Genomic DNA, 12088 nt, shown 5'->3' with positions numbered 1-12088 from the left:
TCGGCCGGGCTTCCTGCCCCAGGCCGATTTTCTCAAGCCCGGCTGATCGTTCTGCTCGGCATAGCGCCGGCTAGGAGGCCCGCTCGGACCTGTCGGCTGAGGGAACGACCACCCAGATCACGACCGCCGAGATCAGCAGCAGGGTGATGTTGAAGAGCAGCGCGACGTCCGCGCCCTGGCGCAGCCCGACGTTGTCCTGGCGGCCCAGGGGGACCAGCACGGACCCGATCACGCGAGGTGGGGTGGCCGAGCCCGCCGTGAACAGCGCCAGCTAGGTGGCGGTGCCGATCGCCGACCCCAGCGACGAGGCCATCTTGTAGATGCCCGCGCCGGCGCCGCTCTGCTCCACCGGGAGGTTGGACAGGGCGGCGTCCGTGGCGGGGGTGCCGAAGCAGGCGAGGCCCAGGCCCATCAGCGTGTAGCCGATCACGGCCGTCACCTTGTACTGCGACAGCAGCAGGTTGGTGGGCAGGAAGAAGCAACCGGCCAGGACGAGCAGCCCCGTGCCCCAGAGCATCGGCTTCTTGGCGCCGAAGCGCCGCAGCAGCCGCTCGCCCACGCGCATGAACGCGATGACGGTGATGGCGTAGCCCAGCGTGAGCAGACCGGCGTCGAGGGGCTTCATCCCGCCGGCGACCTGCAGCAGCTGCTGCGTGACGATGAGCATGCCGATCGCCGTGTTGAGCAGGAAGTTGGCCAGGGTGGCGCCGGAGAACATCCGGTTGCGGAACAACCGCAGGTCCAGGAAGGGCTGCCGGGCGCGCCGCTCCAGGGCCACCGTCGCGACCAGCCCCACGACGGCCACCAGGGCCAGGACCAGGATGATCGCGCTGCCCCACCCGATCTTGGCGCCAAAGGTCGTCACGACCATCAGCGCGAGCATCGAGACCGCGAAGGCCGTGATGCCGGGGACGTCGAGGTGGAAGGGCGTGTCGGAGACGACCCGGGACTCGCCCTACCCCCGCAGCAGCAGGGCAGCGGCGAGGCTCACGACGATGGAGACGACGTAGATCCAGCGCCAGCCGACGTAGGTCACGGTGAATCCGCCGACCAGAGAGGCGAGCCCGGACCCTCCGAAGGAGGCGATCGACCACATCGACACCGCGCGCTGGCGCGCAGCGCCGTCCCACAGTGCTCGCACCAGCCCGAGGGTCGTGGGCAGGACGCAGGCGGCGGACAGACCCTGGACGGCTCGCCCGGTCAGCATGAGCGGGGTCGCGAGCCCGCCCGAGGCGAGGACCAGGCAGAGGCAGCCGACGACGTTGAGCGCCAGGCCGATCAGCAGCACCCGGAACCGCCCGACGCGGTCGGCCACCCCGCCGAGCACCACGATGAACATGCCCGAGAACAACGCGGTGAGGGCGACGGCGAGGTTCATGGCGTCGGCGCCGAGCAGGGGGTTGGTCCAGGTGCGGTGGGCGGCGTCGGCATACGGCCCGTTGATGTCGCGCATGATCGCCGGCGCGACGGACCCCGCCGACCCGGCGAACAGCCAGAAGGTCAGCACCGCGAGGACCAGGCCGGCGAGCAGCCGGTCGTTGCCGCGCGGCTCGGTGGTCGGCGACGATGTGCCGGAGCGGCGGGGAGAGGCCGGACGGGTGGACATCGCTCAGGCCTCCGTGCGCAGGTGGGCGAGGACCGCGACGAGCGCCGCCTCGGTGCCGGTCCGCAGGGTGGGGTCGAGCACCGGTGCGAACCTCGGGTTGTGGTTGGGGATCGGGTCCGCGTCGGCCGGGAAGCCGCCGATCGTCCAGTAGGAGTAGGGGACCCCGAAGGCGTCCGGCACGACGCTGAAGTCCTCGCTGCCCGTGAGCGGAGCCAGCTCGGCCACCCGCTCCGCGCCGAAGTGCTCGACGAACGCGCCGGTGACCGCCTCGGTCACGGCCTTGTCGTTGACGGTCAGCGGGAACTGGTCGTAGTAGTCGATCTCCGGGGGCTGCGGGCAGCCACCGGCCTCGCACTCCCCACGGACGATCCGCTCGATGGCTGCGAGGATGCGCTCGCGCACCGACTCGTCGTAGCTGCGGACGTTGAGCAGCAGCACGGCCCGGTCGGGGATGACATTGCTCTTGGCGCCCGCCTGGATCGACCCCACCGTGACGACGCCGAAGTCCGCGGGCGCGATCTCGCGGGCGACGACGGTCTGCAGCCGGAGCACGATGGCGGCCGCGACCACCACGGGGTCCACCCCCAGGTGGGGCATCGATCCGTGAGAACCCTTGCCGTGCACCGTGACCCGCAGCGAGTCCGCGGCCGACAGGCGGGGTCCGGCGGCGGCGCTGACCAGGCCGGCGCGGGTCGGCATGACGTGCTGGCCGAGCGCGACGTCGGGCCGCGGCACCCGGTCGACAAGCCCGTCGTCCACCATGGCGCGCGCCCCCTGGGCGGTCTCCTCGGCCGGCTGGAAGAGCGCCACGTAGGTGCCGGACCAGGCCCGCTGGTGGGAGGCGAGCAGCTGCGCGGCTCCCAGCCCCCACGTGACGTGCAGGTCGTGACCGCAGGCGTGCATCACGCCGTCCACGGTGGAGGCATAGGCGAGGCCGGTGTCCTCCTGCACGGGCAGCGCGTCGGTGTCGGCGCGGAAGAGCACGCACGGGCCGTCCCCGTTGCGCAGCACCCCCACCACGCCGCCACCGACCTCGCGCACGTCGTAGCCCCAGTGCGCGATCCGGTCGGCGATGATCCGGTTGGTGCGGGTCTCCTGCAGCGACAGCTCGGGATGCCGGTGCAGGTCGCGGTAGAGCTCCTGCCACGCCATCGTGGCGGGGAGGTCCGTGAGGATGTCGTCGACGGCTGCCATGGTCACCTCGGCCTTTTCGTGGGGGGTGAACGGGTGGCTACACCGTACTGACCGCCTCACCGCAGCGCTCGGCGAGCTGTCGGACGACGTGGATCGCGTCGGCCCGCAGCCTGACCCGCCGGGGTCGGGTCAGCGGCGCCCACCGCCGAGGAGGCCGCCGAGCACGTCGCGGATGATCGTCCCCGTGTCGAAGCCCTGGGCCTCGCGGCGGTCGACGGACTGGTCCGAGCCCATGCCGGCCTGCCCGGTGGCGCGGCCGAGGACCGAGCCGAGGGCGTCGCTGAGGATGCTGCCGCCCACGCCGCCGCCCTGTGCCTGCCCGAGGCTGCCGCCGGCGCCGGCCTGACCGAGGACCTGCTTGGCCAGCCAGGACATGACGATGGGCGCGAGGATCGGGATGAGCCGCTGCACCAGCGGGCCGCCGACGCCCTGCAGGCCCCCGAGCTGCTGGGCGACCTGGCCCTGGTTGTCGCCGAAGATGTGGGCGGCGATCGCCTCGCCGTCGCGGGTGTCGACCTGGGCGAGATCGACTCCGCCGTCGACGAGCCCGGGGTCGTGCTGGCCAAGGGCCTCGGTGAGGGAGCGGGCGCCGTCGGGGTCGGTGGCGTTGGCCTGCAGGCCGCCGAGCAGGGCGGGCAGGGCGGCGGCCGCGGCGCGCTGGACCTCCTCGGGCCGGGCCCCGAGCTCCTGGGCGATCTGACCGACGGGGAGCGACTGCAGGATCTCGTCGACGGCGGACATGGTGACTCCTTCGGCTGGGGGCTGCGGCGCGTGCCGCTCGTCGACAACCTATGCCAGGTCGGGTCCGCGGCCGGGGGTCGTCACCCCTTGCACAATCATGTGGACGGCGTCAACATGATCGGTATGACGCAGACCACGGTCGCCATCGGGACCCGCAAGGGTCTCTTCCTCGCCCACAGCCGCACCGACCGCCGCCACTGGGAGCTGCAGGGTCCCGAGCTGGTGATGCAGGAGGTGGCCGCCGTCGCCATCGACCTGCGCGCCGGGCGGCGCACCCTGCTGGTGGGCACCCAGTCCTGGCACTGGGGCCCCTACGTCGCCGTGTCCCACGACCTGGGGCGCACCTTCGAGCCCGAGGCCCCGGACGCGCTGCGCTTCCCGGAGGACACGGGGGTGGCGCTCAAGCGGATCTGGCAGCTGGTGCCGGACCCGATCGACCCGGTCGTGGTGTGGGCCGGCACCGAGCCGCAGGCGCTGTGGCGCAGCGCCGACGCCGGCCGCAGCTTCGCGCTGGTCCGGGGGCTGTGGGAGCACCCGCACCGGACGCAGTGGGGCGAGGGCTTCGGCGGCGGCGCGATCCACACGATCCTGCCCCACCCCACCGACCCGCAGCGGATGGTCGTGGCCATGAGCACCGGCGGGGTCTACCGCACCGAGGACGGCGGCGACACCTGGGCGGCGGCCAACGTGGGCATCAAGGACTCCTACGCGCCGGACCCCTACCCGGAGTTCAACCAGTGCGTCCACAAGGTCGCCCGCGACGGCGGCGACCCCGAGGTCCTCTACGCGCAGAACCACCTCGGCGTCTACCGCTCCGACGACGACGGACGCTCCTGGACCTCCATCGAGGCGGGGTTGCCCACCAACTTCGGCTTCGCGGTCCTCACCCAGCCCGGCGCCGCCGGTCGCGCGTGGCTGGTGCCGGTGGAGTCCGACGGGGTGCGCTTCCCACCCGGGCGCCGCCTCCAGCTGCAGCGCACCGACGACGGGGGGCGCGGCTGGCGCGAGCAGTCCACCGGGATGCCCGACCCGACCTGGACCTGCGTGCTGCGGGACGCCGCCGGCACCGACCAGGACACCCCGATGGGCCTGTATGTCGGCACCCGCAACGGCGAGGTCTACGGATCGCCCGACGAGGGCGAGGAGTTCGAGCGCATCGCCACCCAGCTGCCCGACGTGCTGTGCGTGCGGGCCGCGACCCTGGAGGAGGGCCGATGAGCGTGACGATGCGCCTGCCGGCGCCGCTCCAGGCGATGGTGCAGGCGCCCCCGGAGGTGGTGCTGGACCTCCCGGCGGACGCCAGCCTCGCCGACGCGCTGGACGAGTTGCGACGGCGTCACCCGACGGTCGAGAACAAGGTCCGCGACGAGCGGGGCGCCCTGCGCGAGCACGTCAACGTCTTCGTCGACGGGGCCGACGTCAAGCGGGGCGCCGGTCTCGTCACGGTGCTCCCGCAGGGCGCCACGGTCATTGTCCTGTCCGCGGTATCAGGCGGTTGAGCGAGCCTGGGGCGTAACGTCATACGGTGGCGCCATGCCACTCGTGACTGTCGCCGACCAGGACTGGATCGACCGCGTGGGGGAGGTGCCGGGAGCCGAGCTGATCAGCTGGGACCTGTCCGGGCCCTGCCCCCGCGCCGACGAGGTCGAGATGGTCGTCGCCCCCTACACGCTGTCGGCCGACGGCTTCGACAACCTCGCGTCCCTGCCCCGGCTGCGCGGGTTCCAGCTGCTGTCGGCGGGTTTCGAGCACGCGATCCCCTTCGTCCCGCAGGGCGTGCAGCTGTGCAACGCCCGCGGGGTCCACGCCGCGGCCACCGCCGAGATGGCCCTCACGCTCACCCTCGCGGCCCAGCGCAACGTCGCGTGGTTCCTGTGCGGGCACCGCGAGCAGCACTGGCAGGACAAGCACTTCGAGCCGGGCCTGGCCGACCACCGGGTCCTCGTCGTGGGCTACGGCGACATCGGTCAGGCCATCGTGCGCCGGCTGCTGCCCTTCGAGTGCGAGGTGACCGTCGTGGCCAGCCGCGCCCGGGGCGGGGACGACCTCGTCCCCCGCGTCCACGGCATCGACGAGCTGGCGGACCTGCTGCCGCGGCACGACGTCGTCATCCTGATCCTGCCCCACACCGACGCCACCGACCGGCTCCTCGACGCCGACATGCTCGCCCGTATGCCGCAGGGGGCGCTGCTCGTCAACGTCGCCCGCGGCCGCGTCGTCGACACCGACGCCCTCGTGGCCGCCACCGCCTCGGGGCGGATCCGCGCCGCGCTCGACGTCGTCGACCCCGAGCCGCTGCCCGACGGCCACCCGCTCTGGTCGACGCCGGGGGTGCTGATCGCGCCCCACGTGGGCGGCATGGCCGACGGGTTCTGGTCGCGGGCGACGGCGCTGATCCGGCGCCAGGTGGGCCACCTCGTGGCCGGCGAGCCGCTGGACAACGGGGTCGACCTCGACCGCTGATCGTGGCGTGATCTGCTGCCGCCCGGCCGCCGGTGGGAGACTGGCGCCATGGCTGAGCAGACGACGGTGACGCGCAACGACGACCTGCACCGCTACGAGATCCGCCACGACGGCGAGCTCGCGGGCTTCGCCGACGTGCGCCTCGAGGGTGACGTCCTCGTGGTGCCCCACACCGAGATCGACCCCGCCTTCGGCGGTCAGGGCCTCGGCTCCGAGCTGGTCCGCGGGCTCCTGGACGACATCCGGGCCCGTGGCCTGCGGGTGGAGCCGGCCTGCTCCTTCGTGGCCTCCTACCTCGACAAGCACCAGGAGTATGCCGACCTCGTGCGGTGACGGCTCGCGGCCGCCACCGGGTCAGCCGGCGCGGTCGAGGGCGTGCTCGAGGACCGACAGCAGCTGTTCCTCGAGGTCGTCAGGCCCCACGCGCTGCGGGTCGAGCAGGTGCTGCAGGGCCCCGCCCTGGAAGGTGGCGAACAGGAGCCGCGACAGCCCCATGCTCGTGATCGGCAGGCTCAGGTGGTGCCGCTCGAGAAAGGCGTCCAGCGCCGCGGCGACGTCCTCCTGGCTGCGGTCGATCACCTCGCGCCAGGTCGCACCCGCCTCGGGGTCGCGGATCGCGTGCAGCATCAGCTCGGTCTGCAGCAGCAACCACTGCTGGCGCTGGCCTGGCTGCCCCGACCACAGGGCCAGCACGCCGTGCCAGAGCTCGTGGGGCGTGAGGTCCTCCTGCGCGGCGAGCTCGAGGACGCGCTCGCGCAGCCGGACGGTCCGCTGCTGCACCAGCTCGGCGACGAGCTCCTCCCGCGACGCGAAGTTGGAGTAGAACGCGCCCCGCGTGAATCCCGCACGCTCGCAGACCTCCTCGACGCTGGTGCCGTGGAAGCCGCGCTCGGCGAGGGTCTGCGACGCGGCCCCGAGGATGCGCTGGCGGGTTGCCTCGCGGCGTGCGGACCGTGGGGGAGCCTCACTCGACGTGGTCATACCGTCACGATACACCGTCGTATTGAATACGGGAATGAATCGGGATACGCTAGTGTATCCAATGCAGGTGGGCCGCCTCCGGCCCCCCGTCGGCCGCAGCCCCGCGCTCGGCATACGCACCGCTCGCCCGGGTCGGTCCGGGCACCAAGGAGTCCTCCGCCATGGCGCTCATCGCGCACCAGGCCGGCGTCGACGGTCCCCACGGGCCGTTGCTGCTGCCCACCTCGTTGGCCGCCCGCAAGGGAGAGGTCACGCTCGTCGCCGGTGACCCGGGCCCGGCGCTCACCACCCTCGCGCTCGCCCTCGGCGGCCGGGTGCCGCTCGACCACGGCGAGATCACCTGCAATGGCGACCCGTCCGGGCACGTCCGCCGCGAGCGCGTCGTCCTCGTCGACGTCCCCGGCGTGACCGAGCCCGAACCGTCGCTGCCGCTGCACGTCGTGGTGGGGGAGGAGCTGGCGCTGGCGGGTCTGCCCGCGCGGCGCCAGGACATCCACCGCTTCCTGGCCGCGCACGACGCCGTGGAGCGCTCCCGGGACCGGTGGGAGACCCTGGACCCGAGCGAACATATCCACTGGCTGGCGCAGATCGCGGTGGAGCGTGCCGGAGCCACCGCCGTGGTGCTCACGAGCCCGGACCGGTGGGGCGGGGACCCGCGCGGCTGGCACGTCGTCGCCCGCGAGCTCGCCGAGCGCGACCTGGTCGTGGTGGTCCTCGCCACGCACAACAGCCTGCGGCTGCTAGGCGCGCAGACCGACTACGAGGTCGGGGTGATCGCATGAGGGCCCACCGACTCGCGCTCGCCGAGCTCCGGCGGCTCACCAGCGGCAAGCTGCTGCGGCTGGCCCTGGTCGCGATGCTCGTGATCCCGAGCCTCTACGCGGGGCTGTACCTCTACGCCAACAAGGACCCCTACGCCAACCTGGGCCACATCCCCGTCGCCGTCGTGGTCGAGGACGCCGGCACCACCCTCGCGAGCGGGGAGCGGCTGCAGGTCGGCCAGCAGGTCGCCTCGACCCTGGTCGACGGTCACACCTTCGACTGGCACCGGGTGACCCGCGCCGAGGCCGTGCGGGGCGTGGACGACGAGGAGTACGACTTCGCCCTCATCATCCCGCGGGACTTCTCCGCCGCCCTGGCCAGCGCCGGCAGCCAGCACCCGCGGCAGGCGACGCTGGAGCAGTACACCAACGACACCAACGGATACCTGGCCCGGACCATCTCCAACACGGTGGTCGCCGAGGTCACCAGGTCCGTGGCCTCCCAGGTGAGCACGACCGCGGCGGCGCAGCTGCTCGACGGCATGAGCACCATCCACGGCAAGCTGCAGCAGGCGGCGGACGGCGCGGGCAAGCTCGCCGACGGCGGCGGGCGGCTGGTCGACGGCAGCGGCCGGCTGGCGACCGGCGCGACGTCGCTGCGGGACGGCACCGCCCAGCTGCGCGACGGCGCCGTACGCCTCGCCCAGGGAGCGGATTCCGCCCGGTCCGGTGCGGGCGAGCTGTCCGCGGGTGCCTCCCGGCTGCACGACGGCCTGGCCACCCTGGACAGCCGCACCGCGGCGCTGCCGGGCCAGACCCGCCAGCTCGCCGACGGCGCGCACCAGGTCGCGGACGGCAACGCCCGCCTCGCCGACGGCGCGCGCCGCCTGGCCACGGGGGCCACCGCCGCCTCGACCGGAGCCGGTCAGCTCAAGGCCGGCGCGGACACCCTGCACGACGGCGCCAGCAAGGTCGCCGCCGGAGCCCACCAGGTGGCGGCCGGCAACGCCCAGATCGCCCAGGCGGGCCAGCTCGCGCAGCAGGCCGCGACCCAGGTCGACCAGGTGCGCAAGGAGCGGCGCGGCGCCCTGCAGGACCAGATCCGGGCGCTGCAGGCGCAGTCCGCGTCGCTGCAGACCGCGATCGACGCGCTGCCCGCCGACACCGACCCCGCGGCCGTCGCTCGGCTGCGGCAGATCAAGGCCGACCTCGACCGCCGGCTCGCCACCGCCCAGACCGAGCTCGACCGCATCGACCGCGCGCTTGACCAGGTGTCCGGCACCATCACCAAGGCTTCGGGCAAGCTGACCACGCTGGCGACGGGCTCGCAGCAGGTCGCCGAGGGCGCGGACCGGCTCACCGCCGGGAGCGCCACCCTCGCCGGCAAGCTGGGCGAGCTGCAGCGGGGCACCGCCACGCTCGCCACGGGCGCCACCACGCTGTCCGGCGGCGCCGACGCCGCAGCCGCGGGAGCCGGCAAGGTCGCCGCCGGGGCCGACGCCCTGGCCAAGGGCTCCGCGCAGCTCCACGACGGGATCGCGCAGGCCGACGCCGGCAGCGCCAAGCTCGCCGACGGCGCCTCCCGGCTCGACGACGGTCTCGGCACCCTCGCGAGCGGGGCGCACACCCTGGCCACCAACGAGCAGAAGGCGCTCGACGGGGCGCAGCAGCTCGCGGACGGCGCGGGGAGCCTGCGGGACGGCGCCGGCACGCTGCAGCACGGCGCCCAGCAGCTGCGGGACCAGCTCGCCGCCGGCAAGGACCAGGTGCCCAGCTACACCGCCGAGCAGCGCAAGGCGGCCGCCCAGGCCGTCGGCAACCCGGTCGCGGTCAGGGCCAGCAACCCCGCCCAGGCCGCCAACTACGGCGCCGGCCTCGCGCCGTTCTTCGTCAGCCTGTCCCTGTGGATCGGGGCCTACGTCCTCTTCCTGCTGATCAAGACCCTGTCGACGCGCGCCCTGGCGGCGCAGCAGCCCGCCTGGCGGGTGGCGGTGAGCGGCTGGCTCACCCCCGCGCTGCTGGCGGTCGGCCAGAGCCTGCTCGTCTTCGGGCTCGTGCTCAAGGGCCTCGGCTTCCACGTGCAGCACCCGCTGTGGGCGATCGCGTTCATGGCCTTCGTGTCCTTGACCTACGCGGCCATCCTGCACGCGCTCGCGTCGCGCCTCGGGGCGGTCGGGAAGTTCCTCGGCCTGATCCTGCTCGTGGTCCAGCTGGTGTCCGCAGGCGGCACCTTCCCGTGGCAGACCCTGCCCGGGCCGCTGCAGGCGCTGCACCACGTGCTGCCCATGTCCTACGCGATCGACGGGCTGCGGCACCTGATGTATGGCGGGCGCATGGGCTTCGTGGCCCTGGACCTGCTCGTCCTCGCCGGCTTCCTCGCCGCGGCGCTGACCGCGTCCACGTGGGCGGCCCACCGGGCGCGGATCTGGACGCCGGCCCGCATCAAGCCGGACCTGGTCCTGTGACCCGGCCGCCGCGACCCACCACGCACCGCGCCGATGCGTGAGGATGGCCGTATGACGAACCCCCAGCGCACCCTGGTGCTGATGCGCCACGCCGAGGCGGGCCACGGCGCCGGCGGCGACCACGACCGCCCACTGACGTCGCAGGGCCGGTCGGACGCCCGGGCGGCGGGCCGCTGGCTCGCCGAGGAGGTCGGGGAGCTCGACCTGGTGCTGGTGTCCAGCGCCCGCCGCACCCGCGAGACCTGGCGCGAGGCGGCGGACGCCGGGGCCGCGGCCCGGGACGTCCAGGCCAGCGACGAGGTCTACGACGCCGGGCTGGACGAGCTGCTCGCCGCCGTCAGCCACCTGCCCGACAAGGCGCGGGCCGTGCTGGTGCTCGGGCACGCCCCGGGCATCCCGATGCTGGCCCACGTCCTGGCGTCGGCGGACGGCCCGGCCGACGTGCGCGAGGCTCTCGACCACGGTTTCCCCACGGCCACGATCTGCCGCTTCGGCGTCGAGCGCGACTGGCTCGACGTGGGGGCCGCCACGATCGACCTGCTGCAGGTGACCATCCCCAGGGGCTGATCCCTCAGGGCGCGCCGCCCACCGTGCCCGCCGCGGCGGCGCTCGGTCGCCGCGCGATCAGCTCGGACGCGCGGGCCGTCCCCCAGAGGGCGAGCACGAGCAGCGCCAGGATCGCGGCGCCCCACCCGAGCAGGGCCGGCCCGACGGGCGGGGCGGCAGGAGCGCCCGCCTGCTCGCGGGCGGACCCGGTGAGCAGCGCCGCGGCGAGGATGACCAGCACGACCACGGCCGACTCCAGGGCGACCACCGCGCCGAAGTGCCGCACCGCCAGCCGCCACGCGCTCCCCGTGGCGCCTCGCGCCTGCAGGCCCACCAACCGGGGGAGCAGGACGAGCTGGTTGAGGGCTCCGGCCGCGAGGAGCACGGCGACGAGGGCGAGCTTGGCGGTCAGGACGATCCCGAAGGACGTCGTCAGGAGCTGGCTCGGCACCCCCACCTCGCGGTAGGTCAGCCAGGCTCCGGAGAGCGCCACGGCCCCGACCGACACCAGCGCCACCGTCCCGAACCGCTGCCAGACCGTCAGCCAGGTCCCGACCACGGCGTCGCGCACGTGGTGCCGCGAGCGGGTCAGCACGAGCAGCGTCACGAGGCCGCCGGCCCAGGCGCTGCCGGCGATGATGTGGGTCTGCACGAGGCCCCGCTGCACCCAGACGTCGGCCGTCATCGCGGCGGGGCCGAGGGGGATCGACTTCACCAGCGAGACCGCCCAGGTCAGCGGCAGGGCGACCGTCACGAGACGCTCGGCACCGGGCGTCGGCCCACGGCGCGCGAGCGGGACGAGCAGCACGGCGCAGACCAGCACGAGGGCCACCTGGGCGGCGGACAGCCAGCCGGCCGCGAGCCAGTCGCCCGGCTTGGGGGTCGCGGTGTGGTAGTCCCACAGCGCTCGGGACGACAGCGCGGCCGAGAAGCCCGTGCGCCCGGCCCGCGCCACCGCCGACACCGCCTGCAGCAGCCCGGCCACCACCATGAGGGCGGCGGCGGCCGCGATGGTCCGGTGCATGGCCCGGGTGCCCCGCAGCCTGTGCTCGTCGTCGGCGTGCCGCGCGAGGGCGGGTCGCACGACGACCACGTGCGTCAGCACCGAGCCGACGAGGCCGGCCAGCCCGAGGAAGTAGGCCCACTTGGTGGTCCACCGCCACAGCGGCGGCAGCTCGAGCGAGGGCAGGGCATCGAGGACGGTGGTCACGGGCTTCCTTTCGCGCGGTCGAGTCTGGCGCGATGAACTTAGAGGCTGACCTAACTAGGCAAGCCGGCGTGACGAGCCTCACGCCGCTGCGAGCCCCCCGCCGGGCCCGCGACCGCAGATC

General features: G+C 74.0%; 14 protein-coding genes. 7 read left to right on the top strand and 7 right to left on the bottom strand.

Annotated elements, in window-relative coordinates:
• Positions 1 to 70: 70 nt before the first annotated feature.
• The 5 genes from ADJ73_RS17370 to ADJ73_RS15370 form a co-directional block, all read right to left on the bottom strand.
• On the bottom strand, positions 71 to 220 hold the full coding sequence (locus ADJ73_RS17370; protein WP_216593654.1) for a hypothetical protein: 150 nt from the start codon (positions 218 to 220) through the stop codon (positions 71 to 73).
• Between the two features lie 51 nt (positions 221 to 271).
• Positions 272 to 871, bottom strand: coding sequence for an MFS transporter (locus tag ADJ73_RS17365; protein ID WP_216593653.1), 600 nt, complete (start codon positions 869 to 871; stop codon positions 272 to 274).
• Positions 872 to 955: 84 nt separating this feature from the next.
• Positions 956 to 1606 (bottom strand): MFS transporter, encoded by a 651-nt coding sequence (locus ADJ73_RS17360; protein WP_216593652.1) that lies wholly within the window; start codon positions 1604 to 1606, stop codon positions 956 to 958.
• A gap of 3 nt (positions 1607 to 1609) precedes the next feature.
• Entirely contained in the window at positions 1610 to 2800 is a 1191-nt protein-coding gene (locus ADJ73_RS15375) for an amidohydrolase (protein ID WP_156188259.1), read from the bottom strand.
• A 129-nt stretch (positions 2801 to 2929) separates the two neighbouring features.
• A complete protein-coding gene (locus ADJ73_RS15370; RefSeq protein ID WP_050348996.1) occupies positions 2930 to 3541 on the bottom strand; it encodes a DUF937 domain-containing protein in 612 nt (203 codons plus the stop codon).
• 123 nt (positions 3542 to 3664) lie between these two features.
• Here ADJ73_RS15370 and ADJ73_RS15365 point away from each other — a divergent pair, with 123 nt between their 5' ends.
• Genes ADJ73_RS15365 through ADJ73_RS15350 form a run of 4 tightly spaced genes read left to right on the top strand, consistent with a single transcriptional unit; the run spans position 3665 to position 6337 of the window.
• Positions 3665 to 4759, top strand: coding sequence for a WD40/YVTN/BNR-like repeat-containing protein (locus ADJ73_RS15365; protein ID WP_050348995.1), 1095 nt, complete (start codon positions 3665 to 3667; stop codon positions 4757 to 4759).
• Positions 4756 to 5040, top strand: coding sequence for a MoaD/ThiS family protein (locus ADJ73_RS15360; RefSeq protein WP_050348994.1), 285 nt, complete (start codon positions 4756 to 4758; stop codon positions 5038 to 5040). Before ADJ73_RS15365 ends, ADJ73_RS15360 begins: the two co-directional genes overlap by 4 nt.
• A gap of 34 nt (positions 5041 to 5074) precedes the next feature.
• The gene (locus ADJ73_RS15355) at positions 5075 to 6004 is read left to right on the top strand and encodes a 2-hydroxyacid dehydrogenase (RefSeq protein ID WP_050348993.1); all 930 of its coding nucleotides are present in this window, start codon (positions 5075 to 5077) and stop codon (positions 6002 to 6004) included.
• Between the two features lie 48 nt (positions 6005 to 6052).
• A complete protein-coding gene (locus ADJ73_RS15350; protein WP_050348992.1) occupies positions 6053 to 6337 on the top strand; it encodes a GNAT family N-acetyltransferase in 285 nt (94 codons plus the stop codon).
• A gap of 21 nt (positions 6338 to 6358) precedes the next feature.
• Here the strand turns inward: ADJ73_RS15350 and ADJ73_RS15345 are convergent, their stop codons facing one another.
• Positions 6359 to 6985, bottom strand: coding sequence for a TetR/AcrR family transcriptional regulator (locus tag ADJ73_RS15345; RefSeq protein WP_050348991.1), 627 nt, complete (start codon positions 6983 to 6985; stop codon positions 6359 to 6361).
• Between the two features lie 161 nt (positions 6986 to 7146).
• Here ADJ73_RS15345 and ADJ73_RS15340 point away from each other — a divergent pair, with 161 nt between their 5' ends.
• From ADJ73_RS15340 to ADJ73_RS15330, 3 genes are read left to right on the top strand one after another with little or no spacing between them, the layout of a single operon-like run.
• Positions 7147 to 7767 (top strand): hypothetical protein, encoded by a 621-nt coding sequence (locus ADJ73_RS15340; RefSeq protein ID WP_050348990.1) that lies wholly within the window; start codon positions 7147 to 7149, stop codon positions 7765 to 7767.
• The gene (locus ADJ73_RS17745; RefSeq protein ID WP_050348989.1) at positions 7764 to 10211 is read left to right on the top strand and encodes a YhgE/Pip domain-containing protein; all 2448 of its coding nucleotides are present in this window, start codon (positions 7764 to 7766) and stop codon (positions 10209 to 10211) included. The genes ADJ73_RS15340 and ADJ73_RS17745 overlap by 4 nt, the downstream gene beginning before the upstream one ends.
• 51 nt (positions 10212 to 10262) lie before the next feature.
• Entirely contained in the window at positions 10263 to 10778 is a 516-nt protein-coding gene (locus tag ADJ73_RS15330; protein WP_050348988.1) for a SixA phosphatase family protein, read from the top strand.
• A 4-nt stretch (positions 10779 to 10782) separates the two neighbouring features.
• Here ADJ73_RS15330 and ADJ73_RS15325 read toward each other — a convergent pair whose 3' ends face one another.
• A complete protein-coding gene (locus ADJ73_RS15325; protein WP_050348987.1) occupies positions 10783 to 11967 on the bottom strand; it encodes a CopD family protein in 1185 nt (394 codons plus the stop codon).
• Positions 11968 to 12088: the final 121 nt, after the last annotated feature.

Origin of the sequence: Arsenicicoccus sp. oral taxon 190, from assembly GCF_001189535.1 — a bacterium.
In the GTDB taxonomy this organism is placed as follows: Bacteria; Actinomycetota; Actinomycetes; order Actinomycetales; family Dermatophilaceae; genus Arsenicicoccus.
This window is presented reverse-complemented; position numbering and strand designations above follow the sequence as displayed.

Excerpts from the sequence above, each read along its gene's own strand:
- ADJ73_RS17365 (WP_216593653.1), bottom strand. The coding sequence starts at position 871 with ATGGTCGTGACGACCTTTGGCGCCAAGATCGGGTGGGGCAGCGCGATC.
- ADJ73_RS17360 (WP_216593652.1), bottom strand. The coding sequence starts at position 1,606 with ATGTCCACCCGTCCGGCCTCTCCCCGCCGCTCCGGCACATCGTCGCCG.
- ADJ73_RS15375 (WP_156188259.1), bottom strand. The coding sequence starts at position 2,800 with ATGGCAGCCGTCGACGACATCCTCACGGACCTCCCCGCCACGATGGCG.
- ADJ73_RS15370 (WP_050348996.1), bottom strand. The coding sequence starts at position 3,541 with ATGTCCGCCGTCGACGAGATCCTGCAGTCGCTCCCCGTCGGTCAGATC.
- ADJ73_RS15365 (WP_050348995.1), top strand. The coding sequence starts at position 3,665 with ATGACGCAGACCACGGTCGCCATCGGGACCCGCAAGGGTCTCTTCCTC.
- ADJ73_RS15360 (WP_050348994.1), top strand. The coding sequence starts at position 4,756 with ATGAGCGTGACGATGCGCCTGCCGGCGCCGCTCCAGGCGATGGTGCAG.
- ADJ73_RS15355 (WP_050348993.1), top strand. The coding sequence starts at position 5,075 with ATGCCACTCGTGACTGTCGCCGACCAGGACTGGATCGACCGCGTGGGG.
- ADJ73_RS15350 (WP_050348992.1), top strand. The coding sequence starts at position 6,053 with ATGGCTGAGCAGACGACGGTGACGCGCAACGACGACCTGCACCGCTAC.
- ADJ73_RS15345 (WP_050348991.1), bottom strand. The coding sequence starts at position 6,985 with ATGACCACGTCGAGTGAGGCTCCCCCACGGTCCGCACGCCGCGAGGCA.
- ADJ73_RS15340 (WP_050348990.1), top strand. The coding sequence starts at position 7,147 with ATGGCGCTCATCGCGCACCAGGCCGGCGTCGACGGTCCCCACGGGCCG.
- ADJ73_RS17745 (WP_050348989.1), top strand. The coding sequence starts at position 7,764 with ATGAGGGCCCACCGACTCGCGCTCGCCGAGCTCCGGCGGCTCACCAGC.
- ADJ73_RS15330 (WP_050348988.1), top strand. The coding sequence starts at position 10,263 with ATGACGAACCCCCAGCGCACCCTGGTGCTGATGCGCCACGCCGAGGCG.